The 24,688-nt window shown below is 35.9% G+C and carries 20 protein-coding genes; 3 read left to right on the top strand and 17 right to left on the bottom strand.

All coding sequences use genetic code 11. The features are described from left to right. Positions 1-99: 99 nt before the first annotated feature. From DCO46_RS00885 to nirB, 12 genes are all read right to left on the bottom strand, one after another. Positions 100-660 (bottom strand): hypothetical protein, encoded by a 561-nt coding sequence (locus DCO46_RS00885; RefSeq protein ID WP_116750714.1) that lies wholly within the window; start codon positions 658-660, stop codon positions 100-102. Between the two features lie 250 nt (positions 661-910). Next, entirely contained in the window at positions 911-2,338 is a 1,428-nt protein-coding gene (locus tag DCO46_RS00880) for a rubredoxin (protein WP_116750713.1), read from the bottom strand. A 298-nt stretch (positions 2,339-2,636) separates the two neighbouring features. Beyond that, positions 2,637-6,152, bottom strand: coding sequence for a nitrate reductase (locus DCO46_RS00875; RefSeq protein ID WP_116750712.1), 3,516 nt, complete (start codon positions 6,150-6,152; stop codon positions 2,637-2,639). A gap of 296 nt (positions 6,153-6,448) precedes the next feature. Beyond that, complete coding sequence (locus DCO46_RS00870; RefSeq protein ID WP_116750711.1) at positions 6,449-6,814, bottom strand: hypothetical protein; 366 nt, start codon at positions 6,812-6,814, stop codon at positions 6,449-6,451. 137 nt (positions 6,815-6,951) lie between these two features. Further along, entirely contained in the window at positions 6,952-8,211 is a 1,260-nt protein-coding gene (locus DCO46_RS00865; RefSeq protein WP_116750710.1) for an alginate export family protein, read from the bottom strand. 75 nt (positions 8,212-8,286) lie between these two features. Then, a complete protein-coding gene (locus tag DCO46_RS00860) occupies positions 8,287-9,765 on the bottom strand; it encodes an MFS transporter (RefSeq protein ID WP_116750709.1) in 1,479 nt (492 codons plus the stop codon). Positions 9,766-9,931: 166 nt separating this feature from the next. Then, positions 9,932-10,591, bottom strand: a complete 660-nt coding sequence (locus tag DCO46_RS00855) for a response regulator transcription factor (RefSeq protein ID WP_116750708.1) — start codon at positions 10,589-10,591, stop codon at positions 9,932-9,934. Positions 10,592-10,745: 154 nt separating this feature from the next. Beyond that, positions 10,746-11,069: a hypothetical protein gene (locus tag DCO46_RS00850; protein ID WP_116750707.1), complete on the bottom strand. Its 324-nt coding sequence runs from the start codon at positions 11,067-11,069 to the stop codon at positions 10,746-10,748. A 372-nt stretch (positions 11,070-11,441) separates the two neighbouring features. Continuing rightward, positions 11,442-13,253: an ATP-binding protein gene (locus DCO46_RS00845; RefSeq protein WP_116750706.1), complete on the bottom strand. Its 1,812-nt coding sequence runs from the start codon at positions 13,251-13,253 to the stop codon at positions 11,442-11,444. Between the two features lie 6 nt (positions 13,254-13,259). Continuing rightward, complete coding sequence (locus DCO46_RS00840) at positions 13,260-13,844, bottom strand: DUF4202 domain-containing protein (protein WP_116750705.1); 585 nt, start codon at positions 13,842-13,844, stop codon at positions 13,260-13,262. A 137-nt stretch (positions 13,845-13,981) separates the two neighbouring features. Beyond that, positions 13,982-14,359 (bottom strand): nitrite reductase small subunit NirD, encoded by a 378-nt coding sequence (nirD, locus tag DCO46_RS00835; RefSeq protein WP_116750815.1) that lies wholly within the window; start codon positions 14,357-14,359, stop codon positions 13,982-13,984. 221 nt (positions 14,360-14,580) lie between these two features. After that, the gene (nirB, locus tag DCO46_RS00830; RefSeq protein WP_116750704.1) at positions 14,581-17,094 is read right to left on the bottom strand and encodes a nitrite reductase large subunit NirB; all 2,514 of its coding nucleotides are present in this window, start codon (positions 17,092-17,094) and stop codon (positions 14,581-14,583) included. A 265-nt stretch (positions 17,095-17,359) separates the two neighbouring features. Here nirB and DCO46_RS00825 point away from each other — a divergent pair, with 265 nt between their 5' ends. Next, a complete protein-coding gene (locus DCO46_RS00825; protein WP_116750703.1) occupies positions 17,360-18,142 on the top strand; it encodes an META domain-containing protein in 783 nt (260 codons plus the stop codon). 115 nt (positions 18,143-18,257) lie between these two features. Here DCO46_RS00825 and DCO46_RS00820 read toward each other — a convergent pair whose 3' ends face one another. Continuing rightward, positions 18,258-19,541, bottom strand: a complete 1,284-nt coding sequence (locus DCO46_RS00820; protein ID WP_116750702.1) for a DUF2130 domain-containing protein — start codon at positions 19,539-19,541, stop codon at positions 18,258-18,260. A gap of 138 nt (positions 19,542-19,679) precedes the next feature. Then, on the bottom strand, positions 19,680-20,564 hold the full coding sequence (locus DCO46_RS00815; RefSeq protein ID WP_116750701.1) for a LysR family transcriptional regulator: 885 nt from the start codon (positions 20,562-20,564) through the stop codon (positions 19,680-19,682). A 150-nt stretch (positions 20,565-20,714) separates the two neighbouring features. Here DCO46_RS00815 and DCO46_RS00810 point away from each other — a divergent pair, with 150 nt between their 5' ends. Continuing rightward, entirely contained in the window at positions 20,715-21,422 is a 708-nt protein-coding gene (locus DCO46_RS00810) for a class I SAM-dependent methyltransferase (RefSeq protein WP_116750700.1), read from the top strand. Positions 21,423-21,533: 111 nt separating this feature from the next. Here DCO46_RS00810 and DCO46_RS00805 read toward each other — a convergent pair whose 3' ends face one another. Genes DCO46_RS00805 through DCO46_RS00795 form a run of 3 tightly spaced genes read right to left on the bottom strand, consistent with a single transcriptional unit; the run spans position 21,534 to position 23,467 of the window. After that, positions 21,534-21,812, bottom strand: coding sequence for a putative quinol monooxygenase (locus DCO46_RS00805; RefSeq protein WP_116750699.1), 279 nt, complete (start codon positions 21,810-21,812; stop codon positions 21,534-21,536). Between the two features lie 2 nt (positions 21,813-21,814). Next, the gene (locus tag DCO46_RS00800; RefSeq protein ID WP_116750698.1) at positions 21,815-22,420 is read right to left on the bottom strand and encodes an NAD(P)H-dependent oxidoreductase; all 606 of its coding nucleotides are present in this window, start codon (positions 22,418-22,420) and stop codon (positions 21,815-21,817) included. A 60-nt stretch (positions 22,421-22,480) separates the two neighbouring features. After that, positions 22,481-23,467, bottom strand: a complete 987-nt coding sequence (locus DCO46_RS00795; protein WP_116750697.1) for an aldo/keto reductase — start codon at positions 23,465-23,467, stop codon at positions 22,481-22,483. A 115-nt stretch (positions 23,468-23,582) separates the two neighbouring features. Between DCO46_RS00795 and DCO46_RS00790 the strand changes: the two genes are divergently transcribed. Then, the gene (locus DCO46_RS00790) at positions 23,583-24,428 is read left to right on the top strand and encodes an AraC family transcriptional regulator (protein WP_116750696.1); all 846 of its coding nucleotides are present in this window, start codon (positions 23,583-23,585) and stop codon (positions 24,426-24,428) included. Positions 24,429-24,688: the final 260 nt, after the last annotated feature.

The raw sequence follows: 24,688 nt of genomic DNA, 5'->3' as shown, positions 1-24,688 counted from the left end.
ACGAGTGTGATTTCTCCTTCGTCGAAATGAAAGACTTTATAAAAACGATGTTGAAATAAAAAAAGGTTCAACTTTTTAAAGTCAAACCTTTCCTGAATATTATTTTTTCTTTTTCGCTTTTATCTTCTTTTTAGACTTTGCTTTCTTTTTAGCAATTTTTTTCGCTTTTGCTTTATCCTTCGCTTTTTTAGCTTTTTCTTTTTTCTTGGCAGCAGCTTTTAATTTTGCTTTCTTAGCTTTTTCTTTCTTTTTGTCTTTTTTAGCTTCTTCTTTTTTCTTAGCTAATTTCTTTTTGGCTTTGTCCTTTTCTTTGTCTTTCACTTTTTTCGCTTTTTTATCTTTAGATTTATTTTTAACGGTTTCTTCTGTTGCAGCAACTTCGGTTGTTGTTTCTTCCTTTGGTTCAGTAATTGGTTCTGTAACTATTGGTTTAACTAAGGGAGCTGTTACTTTTTTAGCAGGAGTTCTGCGTACCGTTGGTTTTACTGTTCCAACCGGAGCTGTTTTTGCAGTAGTTGTTGCAGGTTTTGCAGGCGCTGTTTTACGAACCGGTGCTTTTGCAACAGTTGAATTTACAGGCTTTTCTGCAACCGGTTTTGTAGTTTCTGTTGCAGGAGAATCAATTTTCTCAGGAGTAGTTTCTTCGGTTTTGTTTTCCATATAGAATGTACTTAAGATGAGTATATTAATAACAATGTAACTAAATTGTTAATTTTCGGTTAAGTAAAGATAATTATAAAACAAGCTTCCCAATGTTAAGCTTTTTATTAAATTTTAAGTCTAACTCTTTGAAATTAAAATACTTGATTTTTTTGATAAAATTAAAAACCAAAATCTCTTAACAATTCTACACGAAAAAAAAGAAGAAATTGCTGAATAATGAAGACAGTTTTTCCTGAGTAGAGATAATCTAATTCACTGCAATTTCTAAAATCTTAAAATTGCTTTTTGGTGCTTCGCATAAAGAACAGCAATAGGTTTCCGGAAGGTTTTCAAATAAAATTCCTTTTTGAATTCCCTGACTTTCATCCCCGTATTCCGAATTATAGAGTGTCAGACATTCCTGGCATTGGTAAATATCCAATTGTGGTTTTTCTTTTTTCTGTACATTTTCTGTCTCCGGAATAGAATTTCCGAGTTCTTCAAAATATTTCCTGCTTAATTCAATTAAAATCGTAGGCAGTTCGAGTTTGTCAATGTCCTGAGAATGCACAATGTATTCGCGCGTATTAGAATCGAAATTCTTCGCAAACAATACATTATAAGTATCTCTGATTTTAATAGATTCCAAAGCAGCCGGAAGTTCATTTTTTTCAATTACGATTGAGGTAAAATAGTGTCCGTCGCGATTGTATTCAGAAATTCCGAAATTGAGTCCATAGGTGCTGATGTCAAATTGATCTAATGTTCGGACCAAAAATGTTTTAAGGTTTAAGGACCATTCTGTAGCAACCGGCAAGTGCCAGTTTAATTCCAGTAATGAATGACGGACGTTGATTCCTTTTTTTCCTAAAAACTTCTCCCATTCAAGTTTTCGGTCTTTTGGAATTCCTTTTACGATAAAAGATTTCCAGGGTGTGATACAGATTTTTCCGATTTTGCATTCAAAACACAAATCACACATTTCCTTTAGAAAATCTAAATCGTATTGATTATTTCTCCAGTATAAACCCAGCCAATATTGATCGATACCCATTCTGTTCATTCCTTCATAATAGGGAAATGGATAAAAAGGAACATTGAGCGGTTTGTCAATGGTTCTGTTATTGGTGTCTAAAGCTTCGCTGACTAACGTAAAAAGCATTTCGATCCCGACAGATTCTTCTGCGGTAATTTTTTCTATTTCGTAATATATTTTGGCTAAATCCCAACTGTAAATCAAAACCGGATAAACTTCCATCTGTTCCCATTTGGGCAAACGAATGTACAAGTACCAGTAATCTTCATGCTCTGAAGCAATAAAATTTAAATGTCCCGTAAATAAAGGAACCAGCTGTTGCTTGGGATCTGTGATATTGACTTTTAGTTTCGGCTGTTCTTTAAACTCTTCTAGAACATACAAAAACCGATTTCCGGTAAGCCAGTTTGTATTTCTGAAAATATCCGTAGAAACATATGAGGAAACAATATTATTGCCACTTTTCTGATCCGGATAAACAAAATGATGCTTTCCAAAATCTTCTTTATGAAATGATTTAAAACCTTTGGGAAAAATAATATCCTGTCTGGATCCAAAAGAAATAGAATCCAGTCCCTGATCCATTGCCATATTTACAATTTCTCTAAGTTCTCCCGGCGAGATTACGCCTCCTTTTACTATTAATCTTGTTAACTCCATAATTTTAATTTGTTTCAGGTTTCATTTTCAAGTTTGTCAGGCTGAGCGGAGTCGAAGCCCGACTCCAATTGGAACGCCCTTCGACTCCGCTCAGGGTGACATTGCGTTGTTTCAGGGTTAGCCTCAATCTTGTCATTCTGAGGAACGAAGAATCTTCGCAAGTTATTCCACACAGTACTTCGCCAATCTTTGTAGAGCTGCTAACGAAGATTCTTCATTCCTCAGAATGACAAGCTAATTGTTAGTTTTTTGTTTCGTGTTTCAGCAACTTGAAACCTGAAACCTGAAACAAAAGAAACTATTTACATTTCGCTAATATCTCTTTAACCTCTGTTTTACAACTGCCGCATCCTAATCCTGCGCCGGTATTTTTGCACAAATCTGTAAAATTATTTACACCGCTTTTGATTGTTTCTTCTATATTTCCGGCTCCAACCTGACTGCAGGAACACACTAATTTTCCTAAAACAGGTTTGGCTGTTGAACTTCCTCTGAGCAAGAGATTTCGTTTGTCTGATAATTCAATTTTGCTTTCGATCATCGTTTTAAATTCGGCAAATTCGTTTTTATCGCCCATTAAAATCGCACCGACAAGTAAATCATTTTTCACGATGCATTTTTTGTAATACCGCTGTTTTAAATCGGTAAAAACAATTTCCTCGTAAGAATCATCATTTTCGGGAATCTCAATATCTCCGATACTGCAGAGGTTGATATCTTCTAATTTTAAAATATTCATTAGAATCGAACCTTTGTAATAACTGCTGATATCGCCGGCTAAAAAGTTGGCCAGAATATCGGCCTGTTCTTCGGCAGCAGAAGTGATTCCGAATAGCTTGTTGTTGAATTCGGCTATTTCTCCAATCGCAAAAATATCCGGATTTGAAGTTTGTAAATACTGATTTACCTTGACACCACGCCCGCAGGAAAGGCCGCTTTCGCGTGCAATTTCGATATTCGGAATGGTTCCGATTGTGTATACAATGGCGTTTGCCGTAATGATTTTACCACTTTTCAGGGCAATTTCAATTTCATTCGGCTGATCAGTTTCAAAAACGGTACTGACTTCATTATCAAAATAAATCTGAATATCACGAAGCTGTACTTCTTCGGCCAGTAATTTACTCGAAATCAAATCCAGTTGGCGTTCCATTAAACGTGACGCTCTTTGAACAATTGTCGTTTTTACTTTTTTATGTTTTAATGCCGCAGCCAGTTCTAATCCTAATAAACCTCCGCCGATAATCACAACATGCTGTTCTTCTGGCGGAAGATTAGTGCTGTCCAAATGTTTTTTCAAACGGTCAGCATCCTCTTTTCGTCTGACAGTAAATCGGCCCGGAAGATGAAGCTGTGCATTTTCCGGAACAAAAGGGCGGCTTCCTGTCGCTAAAATCAACGAATCAAAAGTGTGAACTTCGCCCTGGCTGTCCAGGATTGTTTTTTTATTTGTGTCTAATTTTTCAATCGCAACTCCGGCTTTCATGGTAATTTTTAGTTTATTAAAAGTTTCTCCATCTTTTACTTTTAATAATTGTTCCCAGCTGAATTCTCCCGTCATATATTCAGGAAGTAAAACGCGATTGTAAAACGGATTTACTTCATTTGAAAAGACAATAATTTCATCGGTTGTGTTGAACTCACGATAATTCTGAATGAATCGGAACGAAGCGGTTCCGGCTCCCACAATGGCAATTTTCTGAAATGGCTTTACATATTTGGTAATCGAAACAGTTGTGTATTTAAAATCTGGTTCTTTTGAAATGGGATCAACAACTGTATTCGTTAAATTGTTAGTCCTGTTCAGATCATTTTCAAGCTGTTTCCCCCAGTGCATAGGCAGGAAAACGACTTTTTCTTTGATAGAATCCGTCACTTTTGCTTTTACGCGAACTTCACCGTTTTTACTGGTAACCGTAACAATATCGCCATTTTTGATTTCGTTTTTGAAAGCATCAATTGGATTTATTTCTAAAACCGGGCTCGGAATATGCGTGAGTAATCTCGATACTTTTCCGGTTTTTGTCATCGTATGCCACTGGTCGCGAATTCTTCCTGTGGTCAGGATAAAAGGAAATTCGGCATTTGGCTGAACGGATGTATTTTCTATTGAAACCGGAAGATTAAAAATAGCTTTTTGCGAAGGCGTATAGAATTTTTTGTCAGTGAATAATCTCGGTGTTCCGGGATGCCCATAATCGGGAACAGGCCATTGAAAAGTTCCTTCGGTTCTTAAACGATGATAATTCAGGAATGAAATATCAATATTGGTGTTTTTGGTAAGCGCACAATGTTCTTTGTAAATTTCCTCGGCACTGTTGAAGTTAAAACCGTTGAAATTCATTTTTTTAGCAAAGCGAATTAGGATTTCAATATCCGGCAATGCTTCTCCCGGTGCATTAATTCCTTTTGGCAGATAAGAAATACGACGCTCAGAGTTCGTCATTGTTCCTTCTTTTTCTAACCAGCCGGCTGCAGGCAATAACAAATCGGCAAATTTGGCTGTATCGGCATTATGAGAAATATCCTGAACTACAACGAATTTAGCATTTTGAAGTGCTTTTTCGATGCGTCTGGAATCGGGTAAACTCACTAAGGGATTGGTACAAATAATCCAAACGGCTTTCATTTTTCCTGATTCCAAAGCTTCAAACATTTCTGTGGCTGTTAAACCTGGTTTGTCTGAAATCTCGTCAACACCCCAAAAATCAGCCACTTCTTTACGATGTGTCGGGTTTGCAATATCTTTATGCGCTGCCAGAAGTGTCGCCATTCCGCCCACTTCACGTCCGCCCATTGCATTGGGCTGACCTGTTAATGAAAATGGTCCGGAACCTGGTTTTCCGATTTGTCCTGTTAGTAAAGACAAATTCAGCAATGCGGTATTTTTATCTACCCCAACCGCACTTTGGTTAAGTCCCATTGCCCAAAGAGAAATAAAACCTTTTGCTTTGCCGATAATATCAGCGGCAAGCTTAATATCGTTTACCGAAATTCCGCACAGCTTGGAAGCTTTTTCAAGCGAAGTGCTTAAAACTAAGTCTTTATATTGTTTAAAGTTTTCTGCGTGATTTTTTACAAAATCATGATCTACATATCCTTTTTCGATAATACGTTTTGCAATGGCGTGATACAGAATAATATCAGAACCCGGAATAATCTGTAAATGCAAATCAGCGAAAGCGGCAGTATCTGTGCGGCGCGGATCTATACAAATAACTTTTATCTTCGGATTTTTCTCTTTGTGCTTTTCCAGTCTTCTGAAAAGAATAGGGTGACACCAGGCAGGATTTGCTCCTGTAATTAAAAATGTATCGGCCAGTTCAATATCATCATAAGCAATTGGCACAGAGTCTTCTCCGAAGGTCTTTTTGTAGCCGACAACTGCAGAGCTCATGCAAAGCCTGGAATTTGTATCAATATTATTGGTTTTCAAAAAGCCTTTTACCAGTTTATTGACTAAGTAATATTCTTCTGTTAAGCATTGACCCGAAATATAAAAACCAACGCTGTCCGGTCCATGTTTTTTTATAATCGAAGTAAAAACCGCTGCGGCACGGTCAAGTGCAGTGTCCCAGCTGACTCTTTCGAGAGGGTAGGATTTACTCCCGCGCATCTCAGGATACAGAATCCGGTCTGAAGTATCATTGACTACGTAATGCAAATTCATTCCCTTAGAGCACAACATTCCTTTATTTACAGGATGATCTTTGTCGCCTTCGACCATTACACCATTTTTAGCATCGTTGGTTACGATTATACCGCAGCCAACGCCACAATAGGAACAGGTAGTTTTGATTTTGGTGTTTTGCATTACAGGTTTGTTTTAGTAGTACAATCTGAATTTACTCTGCTTTTAATAAAGCACGTAATTTTACTAAAACAAAAATACGTATTTTTACGTATAAATACTTAATTTTAGGAATTTATTTTAAAGTTTTCTTTATAAAACAATTTTTTCACTTCGGAGTGTTATTTGGATTACTCTTACCCTCCTTCATAATCAAATGTATTAAAATTCAATAGGACAAAAAAATCTCCTTCATTATTAGCGAAAGAGATTCGGGGAATTGTATAAATTAGATTAAATATGATTTTGCTTTTTTTAATTTAACCAATAAGTTTTGTACTACCACTGTTGATGTCAATTTCTGCAAAATTATGTTTACCGATAACGATAAGTAGTTTGTTAGTATTATATCCTACATATCTTATTTCAGGTTCTCCTACTTTTGGTTTTCCGCAAACAGAAATTACATTTGTTTGCCATTTCAATTTGCTTTTTTTGTAGGCAGATATTGTTTGTAAGTCATTTTCAACATAGTAAATAATGTTGTTTTTTTTGATTCCTCTTTTTTGTGTTTTTGCAAAATTTATTTCTGAGTTTTTTGAAATTAAGGCATCATTGTATTTTTGAGCGATACCTGTTTGCGTTACAACAAAGGTTAACATTGATAGTTTTAAAAATTGTTTCATTAGGATAGAATTGGGGGTTCTTAATTGTTTCAAATATAGATAATTAAAGTATATAATAGTTTTTTATAAGTCAAAAAAAAATACCCTTATCCGAAATAGGAAAAGGGTAAAATATTGATGTGAATTTTGAATAAAAACTATTTTTTCAGGCTAAAAATTCTAGGATTAACAGAAATCATTAACCAGGCCCAATTGTTGGTGTGGCTTGCATCTCCGTTTTTAATAAATTCTAAAGTTTCAGAGCCAAACATCTGAGAATAACCGCCTGTTAAAACAATGTCTTTTTTGAAGTTGAAAGTCGCCATAAAATCGACTTCGGTTCCTAAATAAGAATCCAGTTCTTCGTTAAGCGGGGTGATAACTTTGGAAGGAGCCAAAAACACATGCGGACTCAAAGAAAACTGCCATTTTTTTACGGTATAGTTTAATTTCAGAAAGGCATCTTCAAGACCAACGTTGTTTAAGTGATTTCCAACATAAAAATAATCCATGAAACCATTAAATCCGTGATTTGTTCCAAAAATAGGGTTGAAAGATTTGATAACCGTACTGCCGTCATTCATGTCTTTTCCGGATAAAAACTCAAATCCTAATCCTGCTTTAAAAGCTTCTGTAAAAGCATAATTTACATTTGCTCCTGCATTCCACGCACTTACTTGCTGGTCAGTACTTTTTCCTGTCTGTCCGTAAACCCAAAGATTAGAATCAAGTTTTCCTGGTTTGAAGGTCAGGTAAGGCCCAAAAGTTTGTTTGTAGTCAATTAGTAATTTAGCATCTGCGTTTGCATATTCGTAACCTGTATTTAATAACAAAAAGCTAGCTTCAAGAGTTTCAAATTTTCTGTGATACCAGGCAAATTGCATTGCTTTATAATTCGCTACAGTATATGGAGTCTGAAGTACATTTTCTGCTGTAGAATTATAAGCACCTCCAAAATCCAGTTTTTGGTTTTCTGTCTGAAATGTCACTGTAGCGGCATCATGGCTTTGTGCCTGTTGTCCCCAATCCTGTTCACCCAAAATACGCTGATTGTCATAAGAAAGAACTTGTCTTCCTAATTTGGCGCTCCATTTTTCGGTAAAGTTATATTGTGCCCAGGCTTCAAAAACCGCAATCCCATTTTTATCCGTAGTCGAAGCCGGTACTACGTCTCCCCAGGTTCTGGTATTCTGAAGTGTTAATTTTACTTTTAGCTCATCTTGTTTATAATCGAAATTTAATCTTGAACGCTGCGAAATCTGAGACGTTCCTTTCTGACCATAAGGGAGTAATGTTTTGTAGCCGTTTCGGTACTCAAAACGGGGTCTGATTTGTAAATTTACATCCAATTCCTGAGCCTGCATTTCAGTGCTGATAACTCCTAAAAGGAATAAAATGATAGTTTTTAAGTTTTTCATAATTGACTTTTTGATGGTTCAAATTTAAAGAATAAATTTTCATAAATATTCTGACAAAAATCATTTTATTGAATTTTATTGTCTGTCAATTACCTTAGATAAAACGGGTTGTTTTTCGTTCATAATTTTTGTGATTGTGTAATGCATCCAAATCAGGCAAATAGAAGAAAATACCAGTATAAAGATCCAGGAACTCGACCAGATTCCGGTCGCCGTAAGAAGATATCCAAAAATAATAGGTCCGAAAAAACCTCCCAGTCCGCCGATCATGCCTACCATGCCGCCGACAACACCCACTTCTGTTGGAAAATATTCCGGAATATGCTTGTAAACAGCAGCTTTACCAATTCCCCATGAAATTCCGATCAGGATAACCAAGACTAAGAATACCCACATATTGGCATCAAATTTAATCACGGTTATACCTTTTGCGATCAATTCTTTTTTGGCTACATTTTGATTTTGAGCGACAACAACATTTTGCCAGCTTGAGCTTGTCGGAAAAATGGTATTTTCATTTACGATAGATGATTTTTGGAGTACAGGATATTCTTTATCGCCGACTTTTACAGTGTTTGAACTAATTTCTTTAACAACGCCTTTTTTAGCAGCTAAAATTCCGGGTCCGGCAGTTATGATTTCCATTTTTGGAACCATTAATAAAGCACTCAGAATCACAGATGAACTTAAGACCCAATACATGACTTTTCGGGCTCCGAATTTATCAGACAGATAGCCTCCAAAAGCCCTTATGACACCTGACGGCAAGCTAAACATGGTGGCAAATAAACCGCCCATGACCAGACTGGTTTGATAGACGTTCATGAAATTGGGTAATAGCCATTGTGAATAGGCTACAAAACATCCGAAGACCAGAAAGTAGTACGCTCCAAAACGCCATACACGGGCACTTTTTAAGGACTGAAGCATTTGAGAAACTGTTTTTGTCTGGTTTTCTATTTTCTTGTTTTTAGCGAAAATTAAAAACGCAACCCCGATAACGAGAAGCGAAACTGCGTAAATTACGGGAAGGATCTTCCAGCCGTTTTGAGGATCCGTAACAGAAAAATGATTTAATAAAGAAGGAGCCAGGAAGGTAGTGATGGCAGCACCGGCATTTCCCATTCCGAAAATTCCCAAAGCGCGTCCCTGCCATTCTTTTGGATACCAGATTGAGGTATAGCCAATTCCGACTGCAAAACTTGTACCGACCATTCCGAAGAAAAAACTCAGTAAAGCAAACATAAAAAAACTGTCTGCCAGCGGTAATAAGAATAAAGGAACAGAGCAGAGGAGAAGCAAAAGTGAAAATACGTATTTGCCTCCAAATTTATCCGTCAGGATTCCGATGGGTAAGCGCATTATGGAACCTGTCAAAATCGGAATTCCAAGCAGCCATCCTACTTGTACGACGCTCCAGTGAAAAATTCCGTTATCTACTAAAAAAGTAACTAATACTCCATTTAAGGTCCAGCATGCAAAACATACAGTAAAGGCCAAAGTATTCAGGAATAAAATCTTGTGTGATTGCGATAAAGAGTTTGTATTTTTCATAGTACCTAGATTTGTTTTATCAAATATAAGTACTTGTAAGTATTAATACGTATTTTTAAATTAAGTATTTTTATCTAAACCGAAAGATTTACCGACATGATAAAAATGATTGTTTATTTTGTTAAAATACTATTTTAAGAATGTGATTTTTATCTTTTAGATATATTTAAAGAAGGGAATATTCTGTTGCTTTATTAGAAAGTTCCATTAAATTCTTTACTTTCAGCTTTTTCATCAAATTAAAACGGTGAACTTCTGCAGTTCTTTTGCTAATATCAAGGGCTTCTGCAATTTCTTTGTTTCCTTTTCCGGATAATAAAAGTGTCAGGATTTCTTTTTCCCTTTTGGTAATCATCATTTCATCGCCTAGATTTTGCTTAGGTTCTAATGAAGCTGCCGGATTTGTCAATTGGCTGATTAGGATGGAAGAAATATCACCGCTGAAGTATTTTCCGCCGCCGGCAACACTGTGGAGTGCTTTCAGGAATTCTTCTTTGCTTGAGCCTTTTAGTAAATAACCGTCGGCTCCGGCTTTTATGGATTTCAAAACATATTCTTCCGATTCGTGCATCGAAAGCATGATAATTTTTACGTTATTATTCTCGCTTCTAAGTTTTTCTACTACTTCGATACCGGTTAAGTTTGGCATACGAATATCTACTATAAGTAAGTCAGGTTTCGTTTCTGCCACAACTTCAAGCGCATCCGCACCGTCAATTGCCTCACCTGCAACCTCGATGTTTGCTTCGTTTTCCAATAAAGATTTGATTCCGTCTCTAACAAAAACGTGGTCATCTGCCAGCACTACACGAATGATATTACTCATAGTTTACTTAATTTTGATTCTCGATTTTTTACGTATATTCATCTAAAAAGAAGATGCTAATATACGTACTTTTTTTATTTAAAATTCCAATTTTTTGAAATTCCAAATTCCAATATTAAAAAATCATTAGAAATCCTTGAGATAAAATCTAATGTTAAAATGCTAAATTGAATATAGATTTGTCAGGCTGAGAGGAGTCGAGGCCATGCAAAGAAATTCCATAATCGAAATCGACAATCTTTGTAGAGTTAATTGCGAAGATTTCTCCTTTGTCGAAAGGACAAGATTGTTGGTAGCTATGGGATAACTTTGTCAAAGTTTGGTTTTCTATTGCCTCCGGCTTTAGCCGGAGGTTTTTGTAGACAAAAGAGAGGGCTTTAGCCAAATGCATAAGTTTGGCTAAAGCCCTTCCTGCTACTTTTTTGTAACCTCCAGCTAAAGCTGGAGGCAATTGATTGGTTTTTGCTTTAAATTCCAAATAAAATAAGAATCTCTTCTGAAACCAATTGCTTGCGAGAGGGATAGGAGGAAGCTACCGAAGTAGCCCGGATAGCCCGACAACATGCCGATAAGAGGGCGAATAAAGACAAAGTAGATTTGCCCTCTTATCGGGATGGTGGCTCGCCCTAATTATAATGTGGCAATTAGAAAATTAGAAAATTATTTTTGCGATTTACTTTGCGGGGCTTCGACTCCGCTCAGCCTGACAAGCGTTTAATTAGATAATTAGTCAATGTAGCAATTAGATAATTTTTAAGATGCTTAAGTAATTATCTAATTATCAAATTACCTAATTGACACATTCTCAAATTGACACATTACCAAATTGGCACATTACCAAATTGCCACATTATTTAAGTATCGGAATATTAAAAGTAATCCTCGTTCCTTCTCCCGGAATGGAGTTCATGAAAACGCGCCCGTTGATGTACTGGATTCTTTCTTTCATAAATAAAAGTCCCATTCCGGATTCACTGTTTCGTTTTTTGTCGACAGAATTGATGTCAAAACCTTTTCCATTGTCGTCAATAACGATGCTTAAAAGGGTGTCGCTATGTGAAAGGCCCACAATAATGTGCGAGGATTCGGCATATTTGATAGCATTGTTGATCGCTTCCTGCGTAAGGCGGTAAATATTGATTTCGATTAACGAATCTAAGCGCTGGTCAAAATCGGTTTTGTTGTAAAAAAGAATTTCTTTTCCGGTCAGTTTGGAAAGTTCCTGAGCTAGCTTTGCAAGTGAGGAAACAATTCCGTGATCGCTCAATTCCGGTGGCATCAGGTTAAAAGTTGCTGTTCGGACACCTTTGATAATATCAAGCGAAAGTTTCTTTAAATACTCGATTTTTTGTTCCGATTTTTCACGATCATCCAGATTGATACTTTCCAGACTGAACTTTAAGCCTGTAAGCATCTGGCCGATTCCGTCATGAATTTCTTTGGCAATGCGGTTTTGTTCGTTTTCCTGATTTTCAACAATTTTGCTCGAAATAATCTTTTGCTGATTGATTTTTTCGTTTGTGTTTTCAAGATTTAATCGTTCGACTTCACGCTGTGCTTTTTTGCGTTCGGTGATGTTGAAACACACAATTAAAAGTTCCAGCTCGTCTTTTTTGATCATTACGGGAACCATCGATAAATCGAGCCAGATATCTTTGTCTTCTTTAGTAACAATTTTAATTTCGCCCTGCCAGCCGCTGCGTTGTTTTTCGAAAATCAAACGGTCAAAATTAACCTGTTCTTTTTCGTCAGCCGTTAGTACTTCAGAGAATTTTTTGTTGGATGAAAACTTGGTGTAATTTAAAAGTTTGGCAAATTTTTCTCCAATATGAATGATCGAGCCATCAGGTGAAATTCGACAGTACAATAGCGTATTTTCCATCGCATAATTGAGCGATTTCAATTCTTTTACGGAGTTTTCTTTTATTTCGCTGATGATTTCGGTATCATATGCCAGTTTCAAAGCTTTCTTTTCAGAAGATAAAAGCTTGGCAATTAACCGTTCGATTTTCTTGTTGGTTGGTTTAAAAATGAAGAAGAATTCTAAAAGAAGAACAAGTAAAGTGAAACCGAAAATCCAATATTCGATTCGGCGTTGTTCTGTAACTTTTTCGTGCGCTTCGAGATCGTATTGGGTTACAATCTGGTTCATTTTAGAAAGGAAAGTGCTTTCGTTTTTAAGAATGAATTGAACCAGTTTTTGGTTTTCGACTTGCTTATTTTGAGCTTCTAAATTGGAAATAAATATACGAGCTGCATTAGAAATATTAGTAAAACTTGGTTCTATTTCAAGATATAATTGATTGAGAATCTCGCTTTTTTGATGTGGAAAACCCAGACTGTCACTGCCATTTTCAAGAGCAAAATGATTCTTTCTCCAATTGTATAAAACCTCTTTTAAGTGTGAAGCTTTTTTGGCTGTAGCCGAATCAGAAACATAATGTAAAATCAGTACTTCTTTTACGATTTTCTGGCTCAGCATTCTTTGTTTACCAGAGAAATTGATGATTTTAGAATCGCTTAACTGCTGGTTAAGATTGTATTGTACTAAAAACTGACTGATAATTATCGTTAAGGCAATAGTAAGAAGTGCAAAAAAATACAGACGGCGTAAGTTTTTGAAAGTGATTTTTTCTGCGGCTTCCTGATTGCTTTTCTTCATATTTTTTTACAATCCCAAAGAAGCTTTTATTAAGTTTAAGTTTTCTTCAGAATAATTAATTTTTAAGGCTTCCTGATGTCCTTTGTCAGACATTTTATCCCAGGTTTTTTTGATGATGTTTTTTAGTTTTTCCTCATCATGTTTTTGAACGAAAGGTTCGAGATAATAGTCTAAAAATACAAGACAGATAACGTCTTCAAGCAATTGAGTTTCGGTATCTTTTTTAAGTAATTTCTTTTCAATTAAAAAAGAAACACGGTCAATAAAAGTTTGCTCATAACCTGCTTTTTCCAAAATTTCGGCAGTAGTTTTGGCGTGGAATTTTTTTAGTTCTTCTCTCCATTTTAAATAGCCTACACGATCCATCGGATACGACTCTCGGGCCACTTTCCATCGGCAGATGTGCTGTGCTTTTGAGGCAATCTGAACTTCTTCTGAAGCATTGGGTTCAAACTGCAATAATTTTTCGTACATCCTGTTCGAATACAATAATTCTTTTGGATATTCGGTGTTTTGATCTAATTCAATATTAGGATCCTGAGCATTTTCAGCATCAATCCATTCGCTTGCTTTTTGGAAAGGTGTAGTCATTTTTTGGTTTGATAATAGATTTCAAAGATACGGAATTAGTAAATATGTGAAATGTGAAATGTAAAAAGTAAAAAAATGAAAAAGTAGAAAATCAGAATAGGCATTTCACATTTTACATTTCACTACTCACAATTTTTCTAATCTACAAACCCAACAAAAACTTCATTTTCAACTACTCTAATTGGATATGTTGCAATTTTAAAATCTTCGCCGTTTAAGTTAGAGCCATCAACAAGAGAAAAAGTTTTTTTATGCATCGGGCAGGCGATTTTCGGAATATCGTCGGCAGAGCCTGTCATTCCTCTTGATAAAACCATTTCCATTTTGTGCGGGCAGGCGTTTTGGCAAGCGTACCATTCGTTGCGTCGTGCAAAATTGAAAATCGCAATTTGTTTGTTTTTGTATTTGATGCATCCGCCACGGTTTGTTGGAAAATCTTCTACTTTGCCGGCTTTAAACCAAATTGTAGCATCATTTGCGTGTACAGTTTCGTATTGACTTAAAATTTCTTCCATTTTGAGTTTGTTTTTGTTCCTGTTTCTTAGCCCTCTTTTTACAATCAAGAGAGTTGATGGCGCAGTAAAAAAGAGGGTAAGAAGGACAGCAAACGTTTAATGATTTTTTTTCTTTTTTTGGAGCTTGTGGTGTTTTGCCGCGAAGGCGCGAAGGCGCAAAGTTTTTTTTAAGTTTTATAATTTGACTTCGTGACTTTGTGTCTTTGTGACAAAATATTTTTTTAAGTCCAGGCTTTTGGCATTTTTTGATCTCTGAGAGGAACAAAAGCAATATTATCGTCTTTCTCTTCAGAATTCACAAAATGATTGAAACGTTTTAATAATCTTGGTTTTTCTAAAACTTGTTTCCATTCGCATTCGAAAGTATTTACCAAAGTCTGCATTTCAGCTTCTAAAGTTTCGCAGATTCCCAAACTGTCTTCGATAATTACCTGTTTCAAATACTCCAAACCGCCATCTAATTTTTCTAACCAGGTTGAAGTTCGAATCAGCGGGCCGGCTGTACGGATGTAATACATTAAGAATCTATCCATATATTTGATTACCGTTTCTTTGTCGATTTTTTCGGCTAATAAAACCGCGTGTTTTGGGTTGGCACCGCCATTTCCTGCGATGTATAAATTCCATCCGCCTTCAACGGCAATTAATCCGAAATCTTTTCCGCGGGCTTCGGCGCATTCGCGAATGCAGGCCGAAACACCACCTTTTAGTTTATGAGGAGAACGGATTCCTTTATATCGGTTTTCGAGTTCGATGGCAAATCCGGCGCTGTCGTCCATTCCGTAACGGCACCAGGCATTTCCAACGCAGCTTTTTACGGCACGAAGCGATTTTCCGTAGGCATGACCGCTTTCAAAACCGTTATCGATTAAGATTTTCCAGATTTTCGGTAAATCACTCAAATGCGCTCCGAATAAATCTACTCGCTGTGCTCCGGTAATTTTAGTATATAAATCGAATTGTTTGGCTACTTCGCCTATCACGATTAGTTTCTCGGCAGTAATTTCTCCTCCGGCAACTCTTGGAACAACAGAATAGGTTCCGTTTCGTTGAATGTTGGCTAGAAACCTGTCATTTGTATCCTGAGTTGTAACATGTTTATTGGCTGTATCGTTGTAAATACTGGAAAAAATAGAAGCGACAACGGGTTTGCAGACTTCACAGCCATCGCCTTTTCCATGATGATCCAGAACATCGTAGAAATTCTCATATTTGTTGATTTTTACCAAATCAAATAATTCCTGGCGCGTATAGCTGAAATGCTCACAAATAACCTCTTTTACTTCTTTTCCTAAAGATTTCTGAGCTGCTTTTACTAAATCTGAAACCATTGGTTTACAGCCTCCGCAACCTGAAGTTGCTTTGGTTGCTTTGACAACATCTGAAAAAGTAGCGCAGGATTCGTCTAAAATTTTGCAGCAGATGGCGCCTTTGGTTACATTTTCGCAGGAACAGATTACAGCCGTATCCGGTAAATCCATTGCGCTTCCCATAGAAGAACCTTCAGAACCGTCGCGGGAACCTAAAATCAGATCTTCAGGATTTTTAGGCAAAGCCATTCCGTTATTATAAATCTGAAAAAGTGAATTGTAATCACTTGAATCACCAACTAAAATTCCGCCTAATAAGGTTTTGGAATCTTTTGTAACGTTGATTCTTTTGTAAACTCCGCTTAATTTATTCTCGTAAACAATCGCAGTAACATGTTCATTTTCGATAAAAGGATCACCAAAACTAGCCACTTCAACACCAATCAGTTTTAACTGTGTTGACATATCGATGGTTTCTCTCATGGTTTTGGAACCATTTAAGATTTGCTCAGCGGCTACATCGGCCATTTCGTAACCTGGAGCAACAAGTCCGTAAATGTTATGATTATAAAGTGCCGCTTCGCCAATCGCAAAAATAGAAGGATCTGATGTCTGCATTTGATTGTTTACCACAATTCCGCCCCTTACGCCAACTTCGAGTCCTGAAACCCTTGCCAGTTCGTCGCGGGGTTTAATTCCGGCAGATATAACCAACATGTCTACTTTTAACAATTCGTCGTTAGCAAACATCATTCCTGTTATGTTTTCTTTCCCGTCAATATATTGCGTTGCTTTGTTAAGATGAATTCCAATATTTAATTCTTCAATTTTAGATTGCAGCATATCGCTCGCGCCCTGATCCAATTGTCTTGGCATCAAACGTGGTGCAAATTCTACCACATGCGGATTCAATCCTAAATCCCTAACAGCTTTTGCAGCTTCAAGGCCTAATAAACCGCCTCCTAAAACTGCAGCTTCTGTGGCTCCTTTTTGTTTTATTTTTTTAGCGTAAGCCATGATCGCATCCAGATCTTCGATGGTTCTGTATACAAAAACGCCTTCTTTTTCTACTCCATCAATTGGTGGTACAAAAGCAGAAGAGCCTGTTGCCAAAACTAAGTAGTCATACGTATGTGTTTTTCCCAGATGCGTATGGATTGTTTTTTCATTGCGATTAATATCTGTAATTAATTCTGATGTATTTAGAATAATATTGTTTTGTCCGTACCAGTCAGTAGTTGATAGTGCTAAATCATCTGCTGTTTTTCCTCCAAAGTATTCACTTAAGTGAACACGATCGTAAGCACGTCTTGGTTCTTCACCAAATACCGTTACCTGATACTTTTCCTGTCCTGATTTTGCAACGAATTTTTCGCAAAATTTATAACCAACCATGCCGTTTCCAACTACTATTACTCTAATCATGATTTCTTTAATTAAGTATTACTACGCAAATATAAGTATTTATACTTATAAAAATACGTATTGTATTTCTTTTTTTAAGTAGATGTGGAATTTGTAGAATACGTATTTCATCTTAATCTTTTACGTAGTGCGGGTTTTTGGCAAAACAGGCTAGTGAGAATTATTTAAATTTGAAAAGATTCTAAATAAGAATTTCAAAAAAATATCGTAAATTGATAAGAATTTTACTTGTGTTTTACTTAAAACGGTACTAAATCAAAATGTTATGAAAAAGATATTTTCATTATTGCTATTACTCTCCCTGATAGTAAGCTGTAAATCTACGGCAGGCAAAACTTCGGATACAAAACAAATTACTTCTGAATATGGAAAGCAAGAAGACGAAATGAAGTACTTTTTTATCGGCACCGGAAACGAACCGTTTTGGGGAATTAAAATAGGAAATGAAGAAATCGTTTTTACTTCGTTGATTCCAGGGAAAGAAAAATTAATTTTTCCTGCTACTGAAGCGATAAAAGCGATGGATGCCAATGTAAAAATGTACAAAGTTAGTAATGAAACTTCGACAGCGACAATTACAATTCAACAGTTGGAATGTCAGAATTCAATGTCGGGAGCTATTTCGCCTTATAAAGTTTCGATTGAAATTAAAAATAACTCAGAATTGCAGTCTAAAAAAGTAGAAGGATGCGGAAAATACAATACAGATTACCGACTTCATGATATTTGGGTTCTCGAAGAGATGAACAGCTTTAAAGTTTTTGCTACTGATTTTCAAAGGGAGTTGCCAAGAATTGAAATTAATGCTTCAGAAAACAGCTTTATGGGTTATGGAGGCTGTAATTCTATCAGCGGGTCTATTTTTTACGAAAAAGATTTGCTTCGTTTTTCAAAAGTGATTTCAACTTTAATGGCGTGCGCTCCTGGAAATAAGGAAGGCGATTTTACCAAAGCGTTACAAAATACTACCACTTATTCAATTGAAAATAATAGATTGACATTATCGAATCCTTCTGGGAAGCTTTTGGTTTTTAGGAAGGTGGATTGATTGTATTTATTGTTTCAGGAAAAAAAAATCCCACGGTTGAAATCGTGGGCTATGTCAAAAATGCATATAAAATATTGCCCGCGGTTTCAACCGCGGGATCGCTGTTGATATAAATTTATTCCAATAATTCTTTAGGATCTTCCTCGTTATCCTCTTCAATAAAATCGAGTTCCAGAGCTCTGACAGTCTGTACTGCATTTCCTGCAATGCCACGAATCGAGCCGTACATTCCTAACGTATTGTGAACCACTTTTTCGATTTGTTTTTCGCGTTGTTTCCAGATTCTCTGCATCGCTCTTTTTTCAGAATCCAGATCGCTTTGCATTTGAGTGAAACCTTCAACAATTCCTTCAATCTGCAAACGGAATTCGTTGCTGGTTAAAAAATCGTACAACATAGACATTTTATCGCCTTTGTTTTCCTGCGCCTGAACTGCCTGGCTAACCTGAATTAGAGACTGACGCAGCACAGCGCTTAAACCTTTAAATTCTTCATAGGTACAAATCCAGATACCGTCTCGCATGCCCATTCTTTCCATTCCGGAAGGCATAACTTCTGTTACCAAAACACCAATATTGGCTCTTTTGGTCCTGATATCGTTTTTGAATTTTTCAATCCATGAAGGCTGAAATGCCTTTGTTCTTTTGCTTTCGTAATAAATAGAACCGCAGTTTTGCAATTCGCGCGTGTTTACAATCTGAAGACAATCGGCACCATTTGCGCCTTTTTTGACTTCGTCAATGCTGTCAAGCAGGAAATTATTGGCCAGCCATTCCTCAATTGCCAGTTCCATTACTTCGCCCTGTAACTGCATTGAACCTTGTTCCTGCTTGCGTTTCATTTCTTCAGTCAGCTTTTTTTGTTCTTCAAGCTGTTTTTGAAGTTCTTTGAATTTTAATTCGTTTTTATCGTCTTCCTGTTTTCTGATTTTTTCACGTTCCAGTGTCAGAGTTACATTGAGCTGTTTTTCGGCTTCGGCCTGGATTGCATCTTTCATTTCCAGTTTTTCACGCTGCAATTTTGCAATTTCACCTTCCATTTTATTTAGTTCCCTGATTTTTTCAGACTTTTCAGAGAGCTCTTTTTCCATCAATAATAAGCGGTCTTTGTTTTCTTCTTCCAGTTTGGCTTTCAGCTTTTCAGAAATTTCTTTTTCGGCTATTTTTCTTTCCCGGTCCAAACGCTCTGCAAAAAGTTCGTTTTCCTGTTTTTTCTTCGCTTCAAATTCGGCTTTGGCTTTTTCGAATTGCTCGTTTTTAAGTTCTATTTCTTTATTCTGAATAGTAGCTTTTTGTTGAAATTCTTTACGGATGCTATCTTCCAGCTGATGTTTCAAAACATCATTTACGTCGATAGGAGTTCCGCAGTTTGGGCACTGAATTGAAGATTGCTCAGCCATTTGTATTAATTTTTTTGTGTAGAATTATAATTTGCTAAGGTATTTAAAAGTTCTGTTTTTATGATGTGGATTTCTGTACTAAATTGTAACGATTTTTTCTTATAGCCAACAATTATTCGCATTTTTGTCATGGTTAATCTAAGTTGAACTTTTCTTCAATAAAAACTCAACAGCAGATTGCGTGATTTCAGAATGATCCTCTTTTGAAGTAATTAATGACACATTCGTATATAAATTTACTTTTTTCAATTCGATAAAGCCAAGCTCAGCATCCTGATTGTTTTTTGCAATATTTGATGGAACAATCGAAATTCCCAATCCGTTTTTGACTAATTGTACTATTGAGTTAATGTTATTGGCTTCGTGAATGATTTTCGGTGTAAAGCCATAAAAAGCACAAAGTTCCAGTAAAACTTCATGATAATGTGGTGCGTAGTCTTTATTGAAGAAAACAAATGTCTCGTCTTTCAATTTTAAAATCTCATTTTCCGATTTTATCCGGACAGATTTTTTATTGTAAACCAATGAAAATCCGTCTTTAAACCACAGATGCGATTTTATTTTCGGAGACTGAATTGGTGATCGAATAATCCCCATTTCAATTTTTCCCTGTTCTAAAGCATCGATTTGTTTGGTTGTTGAAACCTCGAAAAGTTTGAAATTTACATATGGAAATTGCGTTTTCAGATGTTTTATTAAATCTGAAATAACAGACGAATAGATCGAACTGATATACGCAATCCTGAATTCGCCCGAAACATTTTCAGCAATCTTTTTTGTTTTCAACGAAATACTTTCCAGATTCAGAAAAAGATCTTGTATTTCTGTTTGAAAATATTTGCCCGCTTCGGTCAATTCTACTTTTTTATTGTTCCTAATGAAAAGTTTCGCCTTAAGTTCTTCTTCTAATTCAATAATCTGACGGCTCAACGGCGGCTGCGATATAAATAGTTTTTCAGAAGCTTTTGTGAAGTTCAGTTCTTCGGCTACAGCCAGGAAATATTTTAAGTGACGTAATTCCATGATACTTTTAAAGTATTGATGAATGACAAAATAAGTATTTTTAAAGTATATATCAAAGAAGTAGTTTTGATTAAAGTTAAATGTTAGAAGTTAAACGTTACTTGTCAGGAACGAAAAACTAATGACACATAACCTATAACTTAAAAAAACATGAAAAAGTCAACTATTACAGAGATTAAAGAAAGATTCGACAATGACGTCGAACGATTTTCAAATTTAGAAACAGGGCAGGTAGCCACTATCGATGCTACGATTTCCTTAGAATTAATAACGGAAGCTTCTAAACGAATTGTTCCGGATGCCCGGAATGTTTTGGATGTTGGCTGTGGTGCCGGGAATTATACTCTAATGATGTTGTCAAAAGTTCCAAATTTAAACTGCACTTTGGTCGATTTGAGTTTGCCCATGCTGAATAAAGCTTTTGAAAGGGTTTCGGCAGCAACAAACGGTAAAGTAGAAATTAAACAAGGAGATATACGCGAAGTAGATTTAGAGGAAAACAGTTTTAATGTTATTTTGGCCGGAGCGGTTTTGCATCATTTGCGTGATGATCACGATTGGGAAACAACATTCATGAAATTATTCAGATTATTAAAACCAGGCGGATGTTTAATGATTTCTGATTTAATTACTCAGGATACCGAATTGTTAAACGAATATACCTGGCAGCGTTATGGTGATTATCTGGAAGGAATAGGAGGGGCAGAGTACCGCCGGAAAGTATTTGATTACATCGAGAAAGAAGATACGCCAAGATCGATGAATTATCAATTGGATCTGATGAAAAAAGTTGGTTTTTCAAAAGTGGAAATTTTACATAAAAACATGTGTTTTGGTGCTTTTGGAGGGATTAAGTAGAAAAAAAATCGCCACGAATTACACGGATTTACACGGATTTACACGAATTAATTTTTAATACGAAAGAATAAAAATTAGTGTTAATTGATGTAATTCGCGGCAAAAAAAACTTTATAATATTTGTGCTGTTTTGTAAACCTGAATAGTGTTGGCAACCAGGCTTTCGGTTTTTTGAATGAATTCCTGCAAATAAGGCTGATTGTTATGTAAATCAAGCCCGATCTGATCTTTCCATTCTTCCCAAATGATAAAAACATTTTCAGAAGTATGTAAGTCGTAACGAATGCATGCAGCTTCTTTTCTGGTTTCTGTAACCAGATGAGTCAGCATATTTTGAACTTCTATTAAGTTTTCTGTTTTGCTTTTGATGATGGCTGTAATCGAGATCATGATTATAAGTTTTTAAAAGTTTGTTCTAAATGTCTTGTATAATCGTCTTTAAAGATAACAATATTTTCTGCAGTTGCACCTTTTTCAACATCATGAAAATGAAAACTATCCAGTTTTTGCATTCCCGTAAATTTATTCATTTTATGAAAACCAAACATTGCGCCGTCATCAACAGACGTTTCTTCGAAGAATTCCCCGGGTAAAGTAAAAGCTGTTTTTGGTGCATTCCAGCTTGTGGTCAGCATGTATTTTCGTCCATGCAGAAGCCCGCCGGTTCCGTAATTGATGTCCGGATTTACACGGCTTCTTCCGTCGCTTTTGTAGATTCCGTTGTTGTGTCCTTCGGTAAAAACATCATCAATGTATTTTTTGAAAAGATTTGGTAACTGAAACCACCAAACAGGTGTGTGATAGATGATTAAATCTGCCCAAACGAATTTTTCTACCTCTTCTTTCAGGTTGATTTCGTTTTCGATATGAGTTGTTTTTATTTCGTAATTATTGTTTTTAGAAAGAAAATCAACTGTCCAGTCCTGCACTGTCTGATTGAATTTTCCTCCCGAATGAGCGAATTTTTGTCCGCCGTTGATTATAAATATTTTCTTCATGTCCTGAATATTATTTTGAAAATGATTGATTCGCCGAAACGAACATCACATGTATTTTTATTATTTTAATTTTGAAATTGCCTGATCTATAAATTCTAATTCAGAACCTGAAAGATCAAAATTCATTGCTTTTGCGTTTGAGATGGCTTGTTCTGCATTTCTGGCACCGGCCAAAACAATTGAAATTCCTTTTTGTAAAGTCGTCCAGCGTAAAACCAATTGCGATAAGCTGGCTTCTTTTGCATGTGCCAAAGAGGTTAATTCTTCAACTAATGTTTTTACTTTTTGAAGATCAAACTGATTAAAATATCCGTTTCTGTGATCGTTGTCTTTTAATTTGCTGTCTGTAAAATATTTTCCGGTCAGTAAACCTCTTTCCATCGGACTGTAAGCTATAATACCGATATTTTCTGCTACTGTAAAAGGAATTAATTCCGCTTCGATCTTGCGGTTCAGCATACTGTAGGCCACCTGATTTGATGCGATCTGAATTGTTTTCTGTGCTTCCTTAATTTGTTCTGCGTTGTAATTACTTACTCCAAAAGCCCTGATTTTACCTTGTTGAATTAAGGATTCTGCAGCTTCCATAGTTTCAGAAATTGGAGTAGTGGAGTCTGGCCAGTGGATTTGTAATAAATCGATATAATCGGTTTGAAGACGTTTTAAGCTTTCTTCTACTTCTTTTATGACGTTGTTTTTTGAAGAGTATTTATAAACGGGCACTTTTCTTCCGTTATCATCGGCATCAAAAAAGAAATCGCCTTTGCCCTGATTGCTTCCGTCCCAAACCAAACCAAATTTTGTTAATAGTTGTACTTTAGAACGATCCTGGCTTTTTACAGCTTCGCCAATCATCTCTTCGCTTAAACCAAATCCGTAGAAAGGAGCTGTGTCTATAGTGGTTACACCATTGTCTATTGAGGCATGAATAGAGTCGATTGATTCTTTCTTTTCTGTACCACCCCACATCGTTCCTCCAATTGCAAATGCACCATAAGTTATAGCTGATAATTCGAGATTGCTGTTGCCTAATTTTCTATATTCCATAAGTTTAATTATTTCGTTTAAAAATGATTTGGCAAAATTATACTGTTTTTAGGACAGTTAATTGGTATATATTTGTGTTTTTTAGGTATATTTGCATCTTCAAAATAAATCAAAAATGAAAAAAGAAAACCTGTACGAACCTTTTACGGTTTCATTTGAAACTTTAGACGAATATCCGGATGTTGGGGATCGTCATAATTTTTTTGAACTGGTTTACATTTTGGGAGGAACGGGTTCACAATGCATCAACAAAAATATTTTTACGTATGATGCCGGTCATTTGTTTTTATTGACACCGGATGATTGCCATAATTTTACAATCGAAACTCAGACGGAGTTTTTCTTTTTGAGATTTAATGATATTTATTTAAAGAATTCAAGCCTTCAAAATGAAAATGTACAACGGTTAGAATATATTTTGCAAAACGCCAATCATCAGCCGGGTTGTATTTTGAAAAACGATGCAGATAAATGTCTGGTAAAAGTGATGGTCGAGGCAGTTATCCGCGAATATCAGGATAAGGATGTTTACAATCAGGAATTGATTCAGCAACTGGTGAATACATTGATTATTATCGTGGCGAGAAATATTGCAAAATATCTTCCGGAGCAGGTTAATATCGGTACGGAGGCAAAGGCGATGGATATTTTACAATATATTCAGAACAATATCTATTATCCGGAAAAAATCAAAGCAGAATCAATCAGCGATTATTTTGGAATTTCGAATACCTATTTAGGACGTTATTTTAAGAAGCATGCCAGCGAAACGATGCAGCAATATATCAGTAATTACAAAACAAAACTGATTGAACATCGTCTGCAGTTCAGCGATAAGCGAATTAACGAAATTGCATATGAATTTGGCTTTACGGATGAAAGTCATTTTAATAAGTTTTTTAGAAAGCAAAAAGGTTATAGTCCGACTGAGTTTAGGAAGACGATTCGATTGAGTGCTTAAAAACGAATTATACTAATTAGCACGATTTTTTTTCGACACTTCCGATAGATATCGTTATATAATGATTAAAAGGATTTTTTTTTCACGCAGATTTTATTTGATTTAGGCAGATTTAAAAACGATTGTTTTATATATATCTGTACGATCTGCAAAATCTGCGAGAGAAAATTAATTATCCTGGTTCATACTAAAATCAAAATGTTATGTATTACATGATTTTAATTTGTTGATTTCCTTCTGAATTAATTCTTATAGTGAAT

Origin of the sequence: Flavobacterium sp. HTF (genome assembly GCF_003105115.1) — a bacterium.
GTDB lineage: Bacteria > Bacteroidota > Bacteroidia > Flavobacteriales > Flavobacteriaceae > Flavobacterium.
Note: the sequence above shows the minus strand (reverse complement) of the source record. Positions and strands in the feature narration are given on the sequence as shown.

Excerpts from the sequence above, each read along its gene's own strand:
- DCO46_RS00885 (WP_116750714.1), bottom strand. The coding sequence starts at position 660 with ATGGAAAACAAAACCGAAGAAACTACTCCTGAGAAAATTGATTCTCCT.
- DCO46_RS00880 (WP_116750713.1), bottom strand. The coding sequence starts at position 2,338 with ATGGAGTTAACAAGATTAATAGTAAAAGGAGGCGTAATCTCGCCGGGA.
- DCO46_RS00875 (WP_116750712.1), bottom strand. The coding sequence starts at position 6,152 with ATGCAAAACACCAAAATCAAAACTACCTGTTCCTATTGTGGCGTTGGC.
- DCO46_RS00870 (WP_116750711.1), bottom strand. The coding sequence starts at position 6,814 with ATGAAACAATTTTTAAAACTATCAATGTTAACCTTTGTTGTAACGCAA.
- DCO46_RS00865 (WP_116750710.1), bottom strand. The coding sequence starts at position 8,211 with ATGAAAAACTTAAAAACTATCATTTTATTCCTTTTAGGAGTTATCAGC.
- DCO46_RS00860 (WP_116750709.1), bottom strand. The coding sequence starts at position 9,765 with ATGAAAAATACAAACTCTTTATCGCAATCACACAAGATTTTATTCCTG.
- DCO46_RS00855 (WP_116750708.1), bottom strand. The coding sequence starts at position 10,591 with ATGAGTAATATCATTCGTGTAGTGCTGGCAGATGACCACGTTTTTGTT.
- DCO46_RS00845 (WP_116750706.1), bottom strand. The coding sequence starts at position 13,253 with ATGAAGAAAAGCAATCAGGAAGCCGCAGAAAAAATCACTTTCAAAAAC.
- DCO46_RS00840 (WP_116750705.1), bottom strand. The coding sequence starts at position 13,844 with ATGACTACACCTTTCCAAAAAGCAAGCGAATGGATTGATGCTGAAAAT.
- nirD (WP_116750815.1), bottom strand. The coding sequence starts at position 14,359 with ATGGAAGAAATTTTAAGTCAATACGAAACTGTACACGCAAATGATGCT.
- nirB (WP_116750704.1), bottom strand. The coding sequence starts at position 17,094 with ATGATTAGAGTAATAGTAGTTGGAAACGGCATGGTTGGTTATAAATTT.
- DCO46_RS00825 (WP_116750703.1), top strand. The coding sequence starts at position 17,360 with ATGAAAAAGATATTTTCATTATTGCTATTACTCTCCCTGATAGTAAGC.
- DCO46_RS00820 (WP_116750702.1), bottom strand. The coding sequence starts at position 19,541 with ATGGCTGAGCAATCTTCAATTCAGTGCCCAAACTGCGGAACTCCTATC.
- DCO46_RS00815 (WP_116750701.1), bottom strand. The coding sequence starts at position 20,564 with ATGGAATTACGTCACTTAAAATATTTCCTGGCTGTAGCCGAAGAACTG.
- DCO46_RS00810 (WP_116750700.1), top strand. The coding sequence starts at position 20,715 with ATGAAAAAGTCAACTATTACAGAGATTAAAGAAAGATTCGACAATGAC.
- DCO46_RS00805 (WP_116750699.1), bottom strand. The coding sequence starts at position 21,812 with ATGATCTCGATTACAGCCATCATCAAAAGCAAAACAGAAAACTTAATA.
- DCO46_RS00800 (WP_116750698.1), bottom strand. The coding sequence starts at position 22,420 with ATGAAGAAAATATTTATAATCAACGGCGGACAAAAATTCGCTCATTCG.
- DCO46_RS00795 (WP_116750697.1), bottom strand. The coding sequence starts at position 23,467 with ATGGAATATAGAAAATTAGGCAACAGCAATCTCGAATTATCAGCTATA.
- DCO46_RS00790 (WP_116750696.1), top strand. The coding sequence starts at position 23,583 with ATGAAAAAAGAAAACCTGTACGAACCTTTTACGGTTTCATTTGAAACT.